This window comes from Flavobacteriales bacterium, from assembly GCA_020635795.1.
Classification (GTDB): Bacteria; Bacteroidota; Bacteroidia; order Flavobacteriales_E; family Vicingaceae; genus Vicingus.
Window position 1 is genome coordinate 191403 of record JACJZD010000002.1, and the last position, 16235, is coordinate 207637.

Annotated in this window: 17 protein-coding genes and 1 tRNA gene; 5 read left to right on the top strand and 13 right to left on the bottom strand. The window is 33.7% G+C overall.

What is annotated here, in order from left to right:
• Positions 1 to 7 precede the first annotated feature (7 nt).
• Positions 8 to 739, top strand: a complete 732-nt coding sequence (locus H6589_08485; protein ID MCB9174631.1) for a hypothetical protein — start codon at positions 8 to 10, stop codon at positions 737 to 739.
• A 79-nt stretch (positions 740 to 818) separates the two neighbouring features.
• Positions 819 to 1568 (top strand): respiratory nitrate reductase subunit gamma, encoded by a 750-nt coding sequence (gene narI, locus H6589_08490; protein ID MCB9174632.1) that lies wholly within the window; start codon positions 819 to 821, stop codon positions 1566 to 1568.
• Between the two features lie 96 nt (positions 1569 to 1664).
• Here the strand turns inward: narI and H6589_08495 are convergent, their stop codons facing one another.
• The 9 genes from H6589_08495 to H6589_08535 all read right to left on the bottom strand — a co-directional run bounded on the left by H6589_08495 (position 1665) and on the right by H6589_08535 (position 9458).
• Positions 1665 to 2501, bottom strand: a complete 837-nt coding sequence (locus H6589_08495) for a universal stress protein (protein MCB9174633.1) — start codon at positions 2499 to 2501, stop codon at positions 1665 to 1667.
• 107 nt (positions 2502 to 2608) lie between these two features.
• Positions 2609 to 3949: an acetyl-CoA carboxylase biotin carboxylase subunit gene (gene accC, locus H6589_08500; protein ID MCB9174634.1), complete on the bottom strand. Its 1341-nt coding sequence runs from the start codon at positions 3947 to 3949 to the stop codon at positions 2609 to 2611.
• 103 nt (positions 3950 to 4052) lie between these two features.
• Positions 4053 to 4559: an acetyl-CoA carboxylase biotin carboxyl carrier protein gene (gene accB / locus H6589_08505; protein ID MCB9174635.1), complete on the bottom strand. Its 507-nt coding sequence runs from the start codon at positions 4557 to 4559 to the stop codon at positions 4053 to 4055.
• Between the two features lie 63 nt (positions 4560 to 4622).
• On the bottom strand, positions 4623 to 5624 hold the full coding sequence (locus H6589_08510; GenBank protein ID MCB9174636.1) for a ketoacyl-ACP synthase III: 1002 nt from the start codon (positions 5622 to 5624) through the stop codon (positions 4623 to 4625).
• 133 nt (positions 5625 to 5757) lie between these two features.
• On the bottom strand, positions 5758 to 5943 hold the full coding sequence (gene rpmF, locus H6589_08515) for a 50S ribosomal protein L32 (GenBank protein ID MCB9174637.1): 186 nt from the start codon (positions 5941 to 5943) through the stop codon (positions 5758 to 5760).
• Positions 5944 to 5957: 14 nt separating this feature from the next.
• Positions 5958 to 6467: a DUF177 domain-containing protein gene (locus H6589_08520; GenBank protein MCB9174638.1), complete on the bottom strand. Its 510-nt coding sequence runs from the start codon at positions 6465 to 6467 to the stop codon at positions 5958 to 5960.
• Positions 6468 to 6547: 80 nt separating this feature from the next.
• A complete protein-coding gene (locus tag H6589_08525; GenBank protein ID MCB9174639.1) occupies positions 6548 to 7597 on the bottom strand; it encodes a M42 family metallopeptidase in 1050 nt (349 codons plus the stop codon).
• A gap of 19 nt (positions 7598 to 7616) precedes the next feature.
• Positions 7617 to 9044, bottom strand: coding sequence for a pyruvate kinase (gene pyk / locus H6589_08530; protein MCB9174640.1), 1428 nt, complete (start codon positions 9042 to 9044; stop codon positions 7617 to 7619).
• Positions 9045 to 9458: an IPExxxVDY family protein gene (locus tag H6589_08535; GenBank protein MCB9174641.1), complete on the bottom strand. Its 414-nt coding sequence runs from the start codon at positions 9456 to 9458 to the stop codon at positions 9045 to 9047. It abuts the gene before it with no gap.
• An 87-nt stretch (positions 9459 to 9545) separates the two neighbouring features.
• Here H6589_08535 and H6589_08540 point away from each other — a divergent pair.
• Together H6589_08540 and H6589_08545 are read left to right on the top strand one after the other, a co-directional pair.
• A tRNA-Arg gene (locus H6589_08540) sits at positions 9546 to 9617 on the top strand.
• Positions 9618 to 9816: 199 nt separating this feature from the next.
• Entirely contained in the window at positions 9817 to 10173 is a 357-nt protein-coding gene (locus tag H6589_08545; protein ID MCB9174642.1) for a c-type cytochrome, read from the top strand.
• 66 nt (positions 10174 to 10239) lie between these two features.
• On the opposite strand, the gene groL is transcribed toward H6589_08545, so the two are convergent.
• The 3 genes from groL to purD all read right to left on the bottom strand — a co-directional run bounded on the left by groL (position 10240) and on the right by purD (position 13572).
• Positions 10240 to 11877: a chaperonin GroEL gene (gene groL, locus H6589_08550; GenBank protein ID MCB9174643.1), complete on the bottom strand. Its 1638-nt coding sequence runs from the start codon at positions 11875 to 11877 to the stop codon at positions 10240 to 10242.
• A gap of 21 nt (positions 11878 to 11898) precedes the next feature.
• On the bottom strand, positions 11899 to 12174 hold the full coding sequence (locus H6589_08555) for a co-chaperone GroES (protein MCB9174644.1): 276 nt from the start codon (positions 12172 to 12174) through the stop codon (positions 11899 to 11901).
• A gap of 123 nt (positions 12175 to 12297) precedes the next feature.
• Entirely contained in the window at positions 12298 to 13572 is a 1275-nt protein-coding gene (purD, locus tag H6589_08560; protein MCB9174645.1) for a phosphoribosylamine--glycine ligase, read from the bottom strand.
• Between the two features lie 391 nt (positions 13573 to 13963).
• On the opposite strand from purD, the gene H6589_08565 reads away from it, so the two are divergent.
• Complete coding sequence (locus H6589_08565; protein MCB9174646.1) at positions 13964 to 14611, top strand: hypothetical protein; 648 nt, start codon at positions 13964 to 13966, stop codon at positions 14609 to 14611.
• A gap of 56 nt (positions 14612 to 14667) precedes the next feature.
• On the opposite strand, the gene H6589_08570 is transcribed toward H6589_08565, so the two are convergent.
• A complete protein-coding gene (locus H6589_08570) occupies positions 14668 to 16200 on the bottom strand; it encodes an OmpA family protein (protein ID MCB9174647.1) in 1533 nt (510 codons plus the stop codon).
• Between the last annotated feature and the right edge of the window lie 35 nt (positions 16201 to 16235).

Sequence of the window (16235 nt, forward strand, 5' to 3'; positions counted from 1 at the left end):
TTTTAAAATGAAAAATTTAGAACACTATAAACTTTTAGCTGAGCTTTTCAGATACCCTCAAGAAACCATTTTTGAGACGGTAAGTGAAATTCAGTTATTGTTGGATAGAAACTATCCGAATGCAGGTCTAGAATTTAAAAGATTCTCTGATTTTATTGCAAATACACCATTTAATCAAGTTGAAGAGATATTTCAAAAAACGTTCCACATACAAGCTGTTTGCTTTTTGGATTTAGGCTATGTTATTTTTGCCGAAGATTATAAGCGTGGAGAGTTCTTGGTTAACATGAAAGCAGAGCAAGACAAGTATAAAAATGATACCGAAAATGAACTTGCTGATAATTTACCTTACGTATTGAGATTGTTACCAATACACAAGGATAAAGATTTTGTAAATGAATTAGTGGTTATGGTTATTATTCCTGCACTTGAAAAAATGCTTTCTGAATTTGATGAGTCGAAAACACAAATCAGAGAAAAGGTGTTGAACAAAAAACAGAAAGTAATTATAATGGAAGGGATTAAAGATGGAAACATATATAAAAATGCCATCAGCTCTTTAATTATGGTGTTCAAAAAAGACTTTGAAGAGGTTAAATATGAAAAAGAGGTAGAAATTATTCCAGCTTATGCAAAAGCATTTTTACATAGCGATTGCGAAGATGGATGTAGTGTGTCGACCCCAACACCAGAACAAGTAAAACAACGTGCAATGCAGTCCATGGGGATTGGAAATTAAAATGTTATAGAAATAAATTAAAAATTATATTAATAAATCTGCAATTTGTAAACTGTAATTGCAATAAAAACTTAAAACTATGTTAGATTTTTTATTATTCGGAGCCTTACCTTATGTAGCACTAGCGGTGTTTTTAATAGGGTCAATATATAGATATACTGCCAAAGGCTTTCAGGTGTCGTCATTGTCATCACAATTTTTAGAAGGAAGACAATTGTTTTTCGGTAGTCAGTTTTTTCACTGGGGTATCGTAATGTTGTTTCTTGGTCATTTAATTGGGTTTTTAGTGCCAAGTGCTGTTTTAGCTTGGAATGGTTCTCCAGTTAGATTGTTAATTCTTGAATTTACCGCTTTTGGTTTCGCCATCTCATCATTAATTGGGTTAGCATTATTAATTAAAAGAAGAGCTACTACAAAAAGAATTCAAATGGTATCTAACAACATGGATTATGTTGTTTACCTAGTATTGTTGGTTCAAATCATTACAGGTATTGGAATAGCTTATTTTGGTAGATGGGGCTCTAACTGGTTTGCATCAGTAATGACACCTTATTTACGTTCGGTATTTGCTTTTAATCCTAACGTTGATTTAATTGCTCAGTTATCTACAAGTAACGCAATGGCATTGTTAATGGTTAAAACCCACATTGCTTCTGCGTTCTTAATTATCGGAATTATTCCTTTTACAAGATTTGTTCACTTTTTGGTTGCTCCAGTTGATTATATTTGGAGAAAATACCAATTGGTTATTTGGAATTGGAATCACAAAGAAATTAGAAACTCTAAAAATTATTTCCCAGGAAAAAGTAGAGATTTCAAAAACAATTAATAAATTAGTAATGAAATACAAAAAGAGCCCATCAAATTTGATGGGCTCTTTTTGTATTATAAAAAACTGTTTGGCTACCCAAACGAATTGTGCAAATCAGGTTCCTAATACACCTCCAGCAACAACTTGCTGAGTAGGGTTAGTTATGATAACAGGTATTTCTGCATCATTTGCAATAACAACTTGTTCATCGCTTCCAAAAAAATCAGGTAATAAAGCACCTTCTTGAGTGTTAACAACAGCAATCAAATCAGCATCAATACGTGCTGCAAATTTGATTAATTGTTTTTTCAAACTACCTTCTTCATCAGCTTGATTCATGGTGTAAGTAATTTTTCTTTCTAAGAAGTAATTCTTAGCGAAAGACAATTCTCTATCTAATTTTTTCTTTAAAAATTCATCACTTACATTTTCATAAAATAAATGGATTCTACTTCCAAAATGAGTAGCAATATTAGCTGCAACAGCTAATTTTTGTTTCGTCACATCTGAATGATCAACAGGAACAACAATGTCATCATAAGTATCAGAATCTTTTGGATTTTTATTTTGAACAACAACAAATGGTACTTTTGAATGAGAGATTACTCTTAAAGCATAACTACCCATAATTTTTTGCATACCCTTTGCACCATGTGTTCCCATTACAATAAAACCAGCACCTATTTCTGAAGCTACATCACCAATGTCTTCAAAAATATTTCCAATACGAACAATAACATGAAAAGATGCTGCTGTATTTTTCTCTGCTTTTTCTGCAATTTTTGTAAGTTTTTCTTTTATAGCATCAACTTCTTTTTGTTTAGAAACAACATGAAGTAAATGAACTTCGCCATTAAACGAATTAGCAATTTTGGAAGCATGATTAACTGCACAGTCTGCAACTGCACTAAAATCATGAGGGACTAGAACTTTAAAAATCTTTTTATCCATAGTTATTTTTATTTATTGACTTAGCAATTTATTGATTTTTAGAACAATAAATATACATTTTTATTGCAAAGATATAAAACAGATTAATCTTAACCCTTAATCTTTTATTAAATTTCTTTTAATTTAAACGTTTCCATAAATTTAGTAGTGAAGTTTCCTTTTCTGAAATCTTCATTTTGCATTAGTTGTTGGTGAAAAGGTATAGTAGATTTTACACCCTCAATAATGTATTCACTTAACGCTCTTTCCATCTTTTTAATTGCTTCTTCACGGGTTTGAGCTACTGTAATCAATTTTGATATCATCGAATCGTAATAGGGTGGAATAACATAACTAGCATAAACATGAGTGTCTATTCGTATTCCATGACCACCTGGTTCGTGATATGTTTCAATTTTACCTGGGCTAGGTCTAAAATCATTAAAAGGGTCTTCTGCATTTATTCTACATTGAATAGCATGCATAGTTGGTTCATAATTTTTTCCGCTAATTTTATCTCCCCAAGCCAGTTTTATTTGTTCTTTTATTAAATCGTAATTAATTACCTCTTCTGTAATTGTGTGTTCTACCTGAATTCGTGTATTCATTTCCATGAAATAAAAATCTCTATTCTTATCCACTAAGAATTCAACAGTACCAACACCTTCGTATTTAACGGCTTTTGCAGCTTTAATTGCCGCAGCGCCCATTTTTTTTCTTAACTCAGGAGTCATAAAAGGAGAAGGGGTTTCTTCAACTAATTTCTGATGTCTTCGTTGAATAGAGCAATCTCTTTCAGATAGATGACAGGCATTTTTGCCGTCTCCAGCAATTTGTATTTCGATATGACGAGGTTCTTCAATGTATTTTTCCATATACATACCGTCATTACCAAATGCAGCAGCAGCTTCTTGACGAGCAGATTCCCATGCCGCTTCTAATTCTTCTTCTTTCCAAATGATACGCATACCTTTTCCCCCACCACCAGCAGTTGCTTTCATCATTACTGGGTACTTTATTTTTTTAGCTACAATTTTTGCATCAGCTAAATCTTTAAGTAACCCTGGTGAGCCTGGCACAACAGGAACCCCTGCTTTAATCATGGTTTCTTTAGCAGATGCCTTGTCGCCCATTGCATCAATCATTTCTGGTGATGCACCAATAAACTTAATGCCATTTTCTTGGCATATTTTCGAAAACTTAGCGTTTTCTGATAAAAAACCATATCCAGGATGAATCGCGTCAGCATTAGTAATTTCAGCAGCAGCAATTATTCGAGGTATATTTAAGTAAGATTCTGAACTCTTAGGAGGACCAATACAAACTGCTTCATCAGCAAAACGTACATGTAAACTATCTTTATCAGCTGTAGAATAAACTGCAACGGTACTAATTCCCATTTCTTTACAAGTTCTAATAACTCGTAGTGCAATTTCTCCTCGGTTAGCTATTAATATTTTTTTAAACATAATGTCAATTTGAAAATTAAACAATTTGAAAATTTGAAAATAATTACTACCTAATTTGAAATTGATTGTTCAATATTCAAATTAGCATTTTCAAATCATAAAATTAACTAGGGTCTACTAAAAACAATGGTTGGTCGTATTCTACAGGAGAGCCATCGTCAACCAACATTTTTACAATTTTACCAGTAACTTCTGCTTCAATTTCATTAAATAATTTCATTGCTTCGATAATACAAACAACTGTTTTAGGAGTTACATCATCACCAACATTCACGAAATTAGGCTTGTCAGGCGATGCTTTTCTATAAAAAGTACCAATCATTGGCGATTTTACAGTAACATATTTTGCGTCATCACTTTCTGCTGCTTTTTGTGGAGCTGCTGCAACTGGGGCAGGAGTAGGTGCTGGAGCCGCTTGTTGAATTTGTTGCGGTGCCTGCATCATCATTTGTTGCGGTTGAGCATAAATAGTATGAATCTCTTCGCCTTTACCTTTCTTTTGTGCAGGAGTTTTAATAACAATTTTAAAATCTTTGTCTTGAATTTCTACTTCGCTTACGCCAGATTTAGAAACAAATTTTATTAATTCTTGAATTTCAGTTGGTTTCATGTATTGAAATTTATGTTTTTGTCAATTATTAGAATGTAAAATTAATTATTATTTGCATAAATACTATTGTTTGGAGTCATAAGCCCATTTTACCCAAATGGCACCCCAAGTAAATCCACCACCAAAAGCAGATAAAATAATATTATCACCTTTCTTTAATTGTTTTTCCCATTCCCATAAACACAAAGGAATAGTTCCTGATGTGGTGTTGCCGTATTTTTGAATGTTTAGCATAACTTTATCGTCGCTTAATCCCATTCTACGAGCAGTTGCATCAATAATTCGTTTGTTGGCTTGATGTGGCACTAACCATGCAACATCATCAGCAGTTAGATTGTTTTTTTCCAATATTTCTGCAGAGACATCTGCCATGTTGGTTACAGCAAATTTAAATACTGCTTGTCCTTCTTGGTGGATATGATGTTCTTTATTTTTAACGGTTTCTAATGATGGAGGGTATGCTGAACCTCCAGCTTTTTGGTGTAAATGCTGAAAACCAGATCCATCACTTCGTAAAATGGAATCCATCACTCCATAACCTTCGGTATTTGGTTCTAATAAAACAGCTCCACAACCATCTCCAAAAATAATACAAGTTTGTCTGTCTTCATAGTCAACTAAAGCTGACATTTTATCTACGCCAACAACTACTACTTTTTTATGTGTGCCAGATTCAACAAATTTCGAGCCCGTTACAAGACCATATATAAATCCGGAACAAGCTGCATTAATATCAAATCCAAAAGCATTAATTGCTCCAACTTTATCGGTAATAATGTTAGCTGTTGCTGGAAAAATGTGATCGGCTGTAACCGTACAGCAAATAAGTAAGTCTATTTCTGTTGGAGAGATTCCTCTTTTTTTACAAAGCTCTAAAACTGCAGGAGCTGCCATATCTGATGCTCCTTTTCCTTCTCCTTTTAGTATTCTTCGCTCTTGAATACCAGTTCTCGAGATAATCCACTCATCGTTGGTGTCAACCATAGTTTCCAACTCTTTGTTGGTTAAAATATAATCTGGAACGTACCCCTGAACTGCAGTTATAGCTGCTGTAATTTTACTCATAAGTTTTGTTTTCTAGAAATGAACAACGAAGGTAAAAAATATATCTTAGTCTTAAAAAGAATAAGGTAATAAAACAAAAAAACTTGCTGCAATAGTTTACAGCAAGTTTTTATATGTACTTGAAATTGCTAATTTAAAGAGCAACTTGTTTTTCTACAGCTTGTTTTCCTCTGTAATAGCCGCAATCGCCACATACTCTATGGTATAATGTTGGGGCTCCACAGTTAGAACATGTTGAAGTGGTTGGAGCAACAGCTTTGTAATGTGTTCTACCTTTGTCTCTTCTAGTTTTCGATGTTTTTCTCTTAGGATGTGCCATTTTATTTTATTTTTCTAATTGTTGTTAATGTTTTTTAATGCTGACCAACGTGGGTCTATCTCTTCTGTTTTATTTACTTCTAGTTCGTTTAATCGTTTTATTGTTTCAGCGTTACAATCTGCTTCTTTATGTACTCTTCTGAAAGGTATGTTTAATTCAATAAACTCATAAATATAATGTGCTACGTTTATCTCATGTTCGCTTTCGGCTAATATTAAAATATCGTCAACTTCGTTATGTGAAGTATCACCGAATTTAACAATTAATTTGTCTTCACCTTTAATGGGCATCTTTAAATCTTCAAGACACCTATCGCATGGTACAATTATTTCGCCTTTAAACGAAAAATTTAGTAGCATCATGGTAGATTGTTTGATAAATTCTAATTCCACCTTAAAGTTGGAATCAATAAAATCATCACAATCTAATTGTTCAAAGAACTTGTTGTCTACACTGAACTCAAAATGATGAGTTCCTTGCTTTAAACTAACAAACTGTATTGTATAGTCTTTCAATGCTTTCACTTACTCTTTTAAAAAGAAAGTTGGCAAAGGTAATAAAATTATTAACACTACAAATAGTGTTGCAAACAATTTTAGTTTATTTAAAATCTCCAATCGTACTGATTTATTTCTAATAAACAATTAGTTAGCAAATCAATACTACCTTTTATATCATCTTTATCAGCCATTTCAATTACTTGATGAATGTGTCGAGTAGGTATAGAAATTGCACCTGCAATAGCCCCGCCTGGATTCATACGTTGAATTCCAGCAGTATCTGTGCCTCCTGCGGTTAGTATTTCTTTTTGATATTTTATTTTATGTTTTTTAGCTGTTTGTTCCATAAATTTTACCATACGGTAATCGCAGATGGTAGAGCTATCCATAATTTTTATAGCTGTTCCTTCGCCCAAAGAGGTAATTATCTCTTCTGGTTTTGCTCCAGGAACATCAAAAGCTATTGTAGTATCTAAACCGAAACCAAAATCAGGTTTAATTTCTAGAGCTGCAACATTTGCTCCTCTAATACCAACTTCTTCTTGAACAGTAAACACTCCGTAAATATCAAAAGGAACTTTTTTGGTTTTTAAATTTTTTAAGGCTTCAATTAATATGAAAACCGCCAAACGATTATCTAACGATTTACAATTAACACAATTCCCCATCTCTATTAAGCCTCTCTCACGAGTAATTGGGTCGCCTACGCTTACAATTTTTTCGACTTCTTTTTTGTTCATTCCTAAATCAATAAAAAAATCGGTTGTTTTAGGAAGTTTGGTTCTTTCTTCTGTACTCATTACGTGTATTGGTTTTGAACCCATTACACCAATCACATCTTTTTTTCCATGAATAATTACTCGTTGTGCAGTTAATGTTTTTGGGTCGAAGCCACCAAGTGTATGAAATCTAACAAAACCTTTATCGTCAATATGAGTAACCATAAAGCCTATTTCGTCCATGTGAGCACCAATCATAACACGTTTTTTGTCTTTACCTTTTTTAATGGCATAAACATTCCCCATATTATCTATGGTTACTTCATCTACCAATGGTTTAATTTCTCTTAATACAATTTCTCTTATTCGTTGTTCGTGACCTGGAGCTCCCGCAACTTCAGCAATTTCTTTTAATAAAGGAATGTTAATTGGCATAATATATATTTTTATTTTATTAATCTATGTAACTTAATTTCATCATGTTTGCTTGTCCTTTTTCAGCAATTGGAACGGAAGCAATATTAATTACAAGGTCTTTTGTATTTACAAAACCTTCTTTTTTAAGTATGTATTTGATATCAGCAATGGTATGGTCGGTGCTTACATATTTGTCGTAATAAAATGCTTTTACCCCCCAAACTAAACTGAGCATATTTAATATTGATTTATTACCAGTAAACACATAAATACCTGCTTTTGGTCTAAAACTAGAAATTTTAAACCCAGTATAGCCTGAGAAGGTCATGGTTACAATTGCTTTGGCTCCAACTCTTTGAGCCAATCGGCACGAGTTAAAACAAATGGAATCGGTAATATACCTATCGTGATTATCTTCTTCAGGTGGATATTCATAATTGTATAAACTATCATCTTGTTCAACATCAGAAATAATTTTTGCCATGCTTTCAATCACTTTAACAGGATGTTTACCTACGGATGTTTCAGCACTCAGCATTACAGCATCGGCACCATCTAAAACAGCATTGGCAACGTCATTAACTTCTGCTCTTGTTGGAGTGATGTTTTCAATCATACTTTCCATCATTTGAGTAGCAATAATAACTGGTTTTCCTGCTTTCATGCTCTTTTTAACTAGCATTTTTTGTGTTAATGGTACTTGATGAAAAGGGATTTCTACACCTAAGTCGCCTCTTGCTACCATTAAGGCATCAGTAACTTTTAGGATGTCGTCAATTTCTCGAATGGCTTCAGGTTTTTCAATTTTTGCTACTACCTTGGCAGTACTTTTCGCATCTGAAATAAGATATTTTAATTCGATAATATCTCGAGCAGTTCGTACAAATGAAAGACCTATCCAAGAGATGTTCATTTTCAAAGCAAAGTTTAAATCTTCAATATCTTTAGGTGTTAAACAAGGTAAAGAAATTTTGGTGTTAGGAAGATTCACCCCTTTATTAGAAGATAATTTGCCGCCATGAACAACCGTAGCAACAACTTCATCTTGTTTGTTGGTTGACTTAATTTTTAAGTTTAACTTGCCATCGTCAAGTAAAATGGTTTCTCCTGACGAAACATCTTTCGGAAAATTTTGGTAGCTGATATAAACTTTTTCGTTAGTTCCAATACACTTAGTCGAGGTGAAAATAATATCTTGTCCCACTTCTAGCATTATTCCGTTATTTTCAATTTCGCCAACTCTAATTTTTGGTCCTTGTAAATCTGCTAGGATAGCCACATTTCGACCTTTTTCTTCGCAAATTTCACGGATTATATTTATCGTTTTTTCATGATCGTCATAACTTCCGTGAGAAAAATTAACTCGGCATACATTTACACCAGCATCAATTATCTCTGAAATGACTTCTTTGGTTGATGTTGCTGGACCTAATGTTGCAACAATCTTGGTTTTTCTATAATTCATTTAAAAAATTAAATTTTGTTTAGATTTTAGTGAGTTTACATCAATTTGAAACGAGGTTAGTACCAATTCAATTTCACTAATTTTATTTATAATGTTTTCTATAATATCATCGTTTGATGCCCCTTTAAGCAATAAAAAAAAGTCGGTAGACTTATGTTCGGGGATTAAAAAACCTTTGTTACTTCTATTTGAAATCAAATAATAGTCTATAAAGTTTTCTTCATCAATATAATCATAAAGTGCGTAATTTGCTTTAGTATTTTTCGAATCAATATCTAAATCTTCTCCACGAACTAGATCAATTTCTAAAATTTTATTTAATTCGTAACACAATCTATAATCTTTAGCATGACAACTAATACCTATCAAGCTAAAATCATAATCTTCCTCAATATTTAATGTGAATTTAGACATTTCTTAGCAAAGATATAAAGTTATCCCTATTCTAAGAGTTAATTAGACGTTAAATGATAAAGAATATATTATTTTTGAATTGATTTTGGCCCCGTAGTTCAACGGATAGAATAGTAGTTTCCTAAACTGTAGATTCGGGTTCGATTCCCGACGGGGCTACTGAAAAAAGTTAGGAGCTAGTAAAACTATTTATAAACCAAGTATTGAGTAGCATATTTTCTATGAATTTGTTGTGAGAAGTTTAATATTTTGTACAACTTTGCACCTGATTTTCAATTCTAAAACAATTTAAAAACATAAAACAATGAAAAAAGTACAAATTAGTGTGTTAGCATTAGCGATGATTTTTGGGTCAGTAATGTTAACTTCATGTGGTTCTTCTGAAGAACATAAAGAAGAAGTTGCTGCGACTGAAGCTCCAGCTGAAGAGGCTGTAGCAGAAGCTGCTCCAGCAAAAGATGGTGCAGAATTTTTCCAAACAAGTGGTTGCGTTGCTTGTCACCAAATGGATGTAAAAACAGTAGGCCCTGCAATTAAAGATATTGCTGCTGCTTATGCTGATGAGGCAACTTTAACGGCGTTCTTAAAAGGTGAATCAAAAGCGATTGTTGATCCAGCTCAAGAGGCAGTTATGGCTCCACAAGTAGAGGTTACTAAAAAAATGAGTGCTGAAGATTTACAAGTTATCGTTTCTCATATTATGGCAAACAAATAATTACAGTATCATTTTAATAAAAAAGGAGCTCATTGAGCTCCTTTTTTGTTGTTATGAATTTTTAAATTACATCATTCCAGGCATTCCTCCGCCCATGCCACCCATGTTTGGCATAGAGCCTTCTTCAGTAGGTTCATCTACAATAACACATTCGGTAGTTAACAATAATGCAGCAATTGAAGCAGCATTTTCTAACGCAACTCTTGTTACTTTAGTTGGGTCAATAACTCCTGCAGCATACATGTTGGTGTATTCTTCAGTTCTAGCATTGTAACCAAAGTCATCTTTGCCTTCTCTAATTTTTTGAACAACAACAGCTCCTTCTCCGCCAGCATTAATGATTATTTGACGTAAAGGTTCTTCTAATGCTCTTTTTACGATTGCAATACCCGTGTTTTCGTCTTCGTTAATTCCTTTAAAACCATTTAAAGCGCTTTCTGCTCTAATTAAGGCAACACCACCACCAGGAACAATACCTTCTTCAACAGCAGCACGAGTAGCAGCTAATGCATCATCAACTCGGTCTTTTTTCTCTTTCATTTCCACTTCGGTAGCAGCACCAACATATAGTACAGCAACCCCACCAGCTAATTTAGCCAAACGCTCTTGAAGTTTTTCTTTATCATAATCAGAAGTAGTTGTTTCAATTTGTGCTTTAATTTGATTTACCCTTCCGTCGATTGCTTTTTTATCACCAGCACCGCCAACAATGGTAGTATTATCTTTGTCTATTGTTACTTTTTCTGCAGTACCTAACATTTCTAAAGTAGCATTTTCTAATTTAAAGCCTTGCTCTTCAGAAATAACTGTTCCCCCAGTTAAAATAGCGATGTCTTCTAACATGGCTTTTCTTCTATCACCAAAACCTGGAGCTTTAACAGCTGCTACTTTTAAACCACCTTTTAAACGGTTTACCACTAAAGCAGTTAAAGCAGTACCATCTACATCTTCAGCAATAATAACGATTCCTCTACCTGATTGTGCAGCAGGCTCAAGTATTGGCAATAATTCGTTTAAGTTCGATATTTTTTTATCGTGAATTAAGATATAAGGATTATCCATATCAGCAACCATTTTCTCAACATCTGTTACAAAATATGGAGATAAATAACCTCTATCAAACTGCATACCTTCAACCACGTCAACTGTAGTTTCAGTTCCTTTCGCTTCTTCAACAGTAATTACACCTTCGGTTTTCACTTTTTCCATTGCTAAAGCAATTAAGTTACCGATGGTTTCGTCATTATTTGCAGAAATTGTAGCTACCTGGCGAATTTTTTCGTTGTCAGTCCCTACTTCTTTCGATATTTTTTTAAGTTCAGCAACAACAGCTACTACTGCTTTGTCGATTCCTCTTTTTAAGTCCATTGGATTTGCTCCAGCAGCTACGTTTTTAAGTCCGGCAGTTACAATAGCCTGAGCTAAAATGGTTGCAGTAGTTGTTCCATCACCTGCATCATCAGCGGTTTTGCTAGCTACTTCTTTTACCATTTGAGCACCCATGTTTTCAATAGGGTCTTTCAATTCAATTTCTTTGGCAACAGTAACACCATCTTTGGTTACGTGTGGCGCACCAAATTTTTTGCCAATAATTACATTTCTACCTTTTGGTCCTAAGGTTACTTTTACTGCATTTGCTAATTTATCAACACCTATTTTAAGGCTATCTCTCGCATCTATGCTAAATTTAATTTCTTTTGACATTTTTTTAACGAATTAATTTGGTTAAACAATTGCGAAAATATCCGCTTCTCTCATGATTAAATAATCTTTGCCTTCAACAGTTATTTCAGTTCCAGCATACTTGCCATAAAGTACAGCATCGCCAACTTTTACTGTCATTGGCTCATCAGGTTTACCTTTTCCAACAGCCAAAACTTTTCCACGTTGTGGTTTTTCTTTTGCGGTGTCAGGAATAATAAGTCCTCCTGCGGTTCTTTCTTCAGCTGCAGCAGGCTCTACAATAACTCTGTCAGCTAATGGTTTAATGTTAATAGACATTGTTTTTTAATTTTTTGGTTAAACAAATTTTTACGGAAGCACATTAGTCAGATTTTGTGCCAATGCACAGAATTAATTTTTTTAAGACATTTTTGCAGACAAGTATGACAAGAATGACATGTTTTACACTAAATCAAACCCAATATCTTTTCGGTAGTACTTTTTAGTGTAGTTGATTTTTTCTGCATTAGCGAACGATTTACACAAGGCATCTTTAATGTCAGTTCCGAACGAAGTTATTGCTAACACTCTACCACCAGCAGTAACAATGTTTTTGCCATCTTGTTTAGTTCCTGCATGGAAAGCTATACTGTTTTCAATGTTGTCGAAACCTGTCATTACATGTCCTTTTTCATAATCTTCTGGATACCCACCTGAAACCAACATAACCGTAGTTGCAGTTCTAGTATCAACTTCAAACGATTTTTCGTGAAGTGTTTGATTGCCAACACCAATAAACAAATCCAATAAATCAGACTTTATTCGAGGTATAACTACTTCTGTTTCTGGGTCGCCCATGCGTACATTGTATTCTACCACGCTTGGATTTCCGTTATCGTTCATTAACCCAATAAAAATAAAACCTCTATAATCGATTCCATCTTTTTTCAAGCCATTTATGGTTGGAATAACCACTTGTTCTTCTACCTTTTTAATAAAATCGTTGGTAGCAAACGGAACAGGAGATATAGCTCCCATACCACCAGTATTCAGTCCTTTGTCGCCTTCGCCAATTCGTTTGTAATCTTTTGCAGAAGGTAAAATTTTATAACTGTTACCGTCGGTTAAAACAAAAACCGAAAGCTCAATACCTTTTAAAAACTCTTCGATAACAACAGTAGCCGATGCAGCGCCAAATTTTGCTTCGGCAATCATGTTGGTTAGTTCTTTTTTTGCTTCTTCTAAATTGTTTAAAATCAACACTCCTTTACCCGCAGCCAAACCATCGGCTTTTAATACGTATGGAGATTGTAAAGTTTCTAAAAAGGCAAAACCATCGGTTAAATTAGCTTTGTTAAAACTTTGGTATTTAGCCGTTGGAACACCATGTTTTATCATGAATTTTTTTGAAAATTCCTTGCTTCCTTCCAACAAAGCACCATCTTTTTTAGGCCCTATAACAGGAATATTTTTCAATTCATTGTCTGCTAAAAAGAAATCGTGAATTCCATTCACCAAAGGGTCTTCTGGTCCAACAACAACCATGTTAATGTTATTGGATAAAACAAAAGATTTTATACTTTCAAAATCGTTAACTCCAATATTTACATTAGTACCAACTAGTGCTGTACCTGCATTACCTGGAGCAATAAATAAGTTTTGTAGTTTGTTGCTTTGTGCCAATTTCCATGCAAAGGCATGTTCTCTTCCTCCTGACCCAATGATTAAAACATTCATGTTGTTTTTCTTGCAAAAGTATAAAATCCTAAACGAGTTTGATAATGATTTTTATTTTCTTTCGGTAAAGATTTGTTGCTTTCTGCACAAACCATGGAAATGGACGAGCAAGAATCTTACTTGCACTATGTATTAAAAAATTGGATGCAAGATGAACCCCAAATTGACGATATTTTAATGGTGGGGATTAAATTGTAACAAAAACGGTCCGTTTTTCTGCCCGCTTTAATTAGTTGATTATATTTGGGTAAACTTATAATGCGAATAAATGCATTGTATAGCAATCAAGATAAAAAATATGAGAAATATAATTATAACGATTACATTATTCATCATAACTACGATGGCTTATGGACAATCATTTCTTGACTCGTCCAATTATTATGTGCAAATGGCAAATGGGTTACCAAAGGAAAACCATAAACAGAAAATCGAATATTTAGATAAGGCAATTGGATTTTGCAAACAAAGTAATATGAAGACTATTCTTTTCATGGTTGTTCCAAATAGGATTAATGAATATATAGCAATTAATGAATTTGATCTAGCTGAAAAGGACTATTTGTGGTTACTTGAAGAACATAAGCAATCACCATATTTTGGTATAGGGGATATTTATTGGGGGCTAGCAAATTTATATAGAGATTCAAAAAAATATAATCAAGCCATTGAAAACTATAAAAATGCAGTGACATCTAATGGAATGATTGGTAAATTTATAGTGTTTCTTGACTATTCAAAATGTTTGACAGAAATAAATAATTATGATGAAGCAATAGAAAATATTAATAATGGATTGAAGTCATTAGCAAATAATGACCCTAATGTGATAAAGATTAACTATTATGAATCAAGAAAAAATATTCCAGCAGAATACTTTTTGCTAATGCTTCAAAGAGCTAATATTTATTTTAAAGCCGATAAGAAAAAAGAAGGCTGTAATGATTTGAATGTAGTTCTTGATCTTATTGAAAATGAACAGGATATATTTAATGTTAAGATTGAGGCAGTTGAGTTAAGAAATAAAAGATGTAAATAATAGTATTTATTTTGGGTTTTAACGTTAATCCAGCCTTTAAAAGATAAAACATTCTTCTATTTCGTCTTGACCACAAACTCCACCCTTCTGTTCAGTTGTTTTCCTTCTTCGGATTTGTTATCAGCTAGTGGTTTGGTTTCTCCAAAACCATTAGAAGACAAACGTTTTTCCGCAATTTTTTTTGAGGTAAGATAAGATACCACCGCAGCAGCTCTATCTTGCGAAAGTCTAAGGTTGTCGGCATCAGCTCCAACATCATCAGTATGTCCGTTAATTTCTATGGTAATGCTTGGGTTATCGGTTAGTAATTTTACCAATCGGTCCAATTCTGGAAAAGATTCTTCTTTTAAGGCGGCTTTACCAAATTCAAAGAAAATGTTATTTAAACGTATGGCTTCATCTTTTTCGATAGGAGCTAAATATAAATTAACTTCTAACTCTTGGTAAGCCTCTAGTTTACTTGCGTCAATGTTTTGTGTTACTGAATAATAATTATCGGCAGTAGCCATAAAACCATAGTTTTTACCGTGCGGCAACACAATTTTATAAATGGTTTCGTCGGGGCTAGTACTGGCTGTGCCCAATTGTCTACCTGAAGGCAATTGTTCGTAGCTAATTTTTGCTTTTATTGGTTGATTGGTTTTTTGGTCAAGTACTTTTCCGTAAACCAACACTACGGGTTCTGGTTTTGCAGCTTGAGGCATTTTAATTCTATAAATATCGCTTTTCCCATAGCTGTTTTTTTCGGAACTGAAATAAGCATATTCGCCTGATGCATCTATACTAAAATAAGCATCAAAATTGGCAGAATTAATTTTTTCACCCATGTTAACAGGTTTCGACCAATTGGTCCACGAGTCGTCTAATCTTCTGGTCATCCAAACGTCAGCTCCACCATAACCACCAGGTAAACCTTCCGAAACGTAGTACAATGTTTTTTCGTCGGATGCTAAAAATGGTCCAAATTCGTCACCTTTGGTATTTACAACATTGCCAAGGTTTAAAGGTACCGACCAGTTGTTGTCAGACGTTTGAAATGATACCCAAATATCTTTTTCACCAAGACCTTTTTTCTTTTCGATTGCCATAAGTAAAAACTTACCGCTGTTCGATAAAAAATAGTTCACGTATTGGTTGTTGTTTTCGTATTTTTCGATGATTTGCTGTTTAGGAAACGCCCATCCACCACGTTGTCGTGAGCTTATAGAACAGCCTCCTCCAGAAACGCTACCATCAAAATATTTGTACAAGTTAGATAGCAAAATGGTGTTACCATCAGGAGTAACGGATTGAACCGATGTAGAATATCCAGGAACATTCAGGGGAGTTCCAATGTTTGAAGCTAATGTCCATTTTCCGTTGGCTTGTAAATACGATACCCAAATGTTGTTTTTTCCGTTATTGTTTTCAGGGTAGCGAGTAATGAATAAGGTTTTGCCGTCGGGAGATATTTTTGGAGACAACTCATCTCCAGCAGAATTAACGTTTGTTCCTAAATTTTCGGGTTCTGCATCGAAAACGATTACATCTTGCGAAAAAGTAACTTGCGTTGTAAATAAAATGGTTAGAAAAAAAATGAAACGTATCATAGGGTTTAATTTAAAGTAAAAAAATGCCTGCTTTT

What these genes read in the sequence shown, in the direction of transcription:
- H6589_08485 (MCB9174631.1), top strand. Translation starts at nt 8, where the DNA reads ATGAAAAATTTAGAACACTATAAACTTTTAGCTGAGCTTTTCAGATAC.
- narI (MCB9174632.1), top strand. Translation starts at nt 819, where the DNA reads ATGTTAGATTTTTTATTATTCGGAGCCTTACCTTATGTAGCACTAGCG.
- H6589_08495 (MCB9174633.1), bottom strand. Translation starts at nt 2,501, where the DNA reads ATGGATAAAAAGATTTTTAAAGTTCTAGTCCCTCATGATTTTAGTGCA.
- accC (MCB9174634.1), bottom strand. Translation starts at nt 3,949, where the DNA reads ATGTTTAAAAAAATATTAATAGCTAACCGAGGAGAAATTGCACTACGA.
- accB (MCB9174635.1), bottom strand. Translation starts at nt 4,559, where the DNA reads ATGAAACCAACTGAAATTCAAGAATTAATAAAATTTGTTTCTAAATCT.
- H6589_08510 (MCB9174636.1), bottom strand. Translation starts at nt 5,624, where the DNA reads ATGAGTAAAATTACAGCAGCTATAACTGCAGTTCAGGGGTACGTTCCA.
- rpmF (MCB9174637.1), bottom strand. Translation starts at nt 5,943, where the DNA reads ATGGCACATCCTAAGAGAAAAACATCGAAAACTAGAAGAGACAAAGGT.
- H6589_08525 (MCB9174639.1), bottom strand. Translation starts at nt 7,597, where the DNA reads ATGCCAATTAACATTCCTTTATTAAAAGAAATTGCTGAAGTTGCGGGA.
- pyk (MCB9174640.1), bottom strand. Translation starts at nt 9,044, where the DNA reads ATGAATTATAGAAAAACCAAGATTGTTGCAACATTAGGTCCAGCAACA.
- H6589_08535 (MCB9174641.1), bottom strand. Translation starts at nt 9,458, where the DNA reads ATGTCTAAATTCACATTAAATATTGAGGAAGATTATGATTTTAGCTTG.
- H6589_08545 (MCB9174642.1), top strand. Translation starts at nt 9,817, where the DNA reads ATGTTAACTTCATGTGGTTCTTCTGAAGAACATAAAGAAGAAGTTGCT.
- groL (MCB9174643.1), bottom strand. Translation starts at nt 11,877, where the DNA reads ATGTCAAAAGAAATTAAATTTAGCATAGATGCGAGAGATAGCCTTAAA.
- H6589_08555 (MCB9174644.1), bottom strand. Translation starts at nt 12,174, where the DNA reads ATGTCTATTAACATTAAACCATTAGCTGACAGAGTTATTGTAGAGCCT.
- purD (MCB9174645.1), bottom strand. Translation starts at nt 13,572, where the DNA reads ATGAATGTTTTAATCATTGGGTCAGGAGGAAGAGAACATGCCTTTGCA.
- H6589_08565 (MCB9174646.1), top strand. Translation starts at nt 13,964, where the DNA reads ATGGCAAATGGGTTACCAAAGGAAAACCATAAACAGAAAATCGAATAT.
- H6589_08570 (MCB9174647.1), bottom strand. Translation starts at nt 16,200, where the DNA reads ATGATACGTTTCATTTTTTTTCTAACCATTTTATTTACAACGCAAGTT.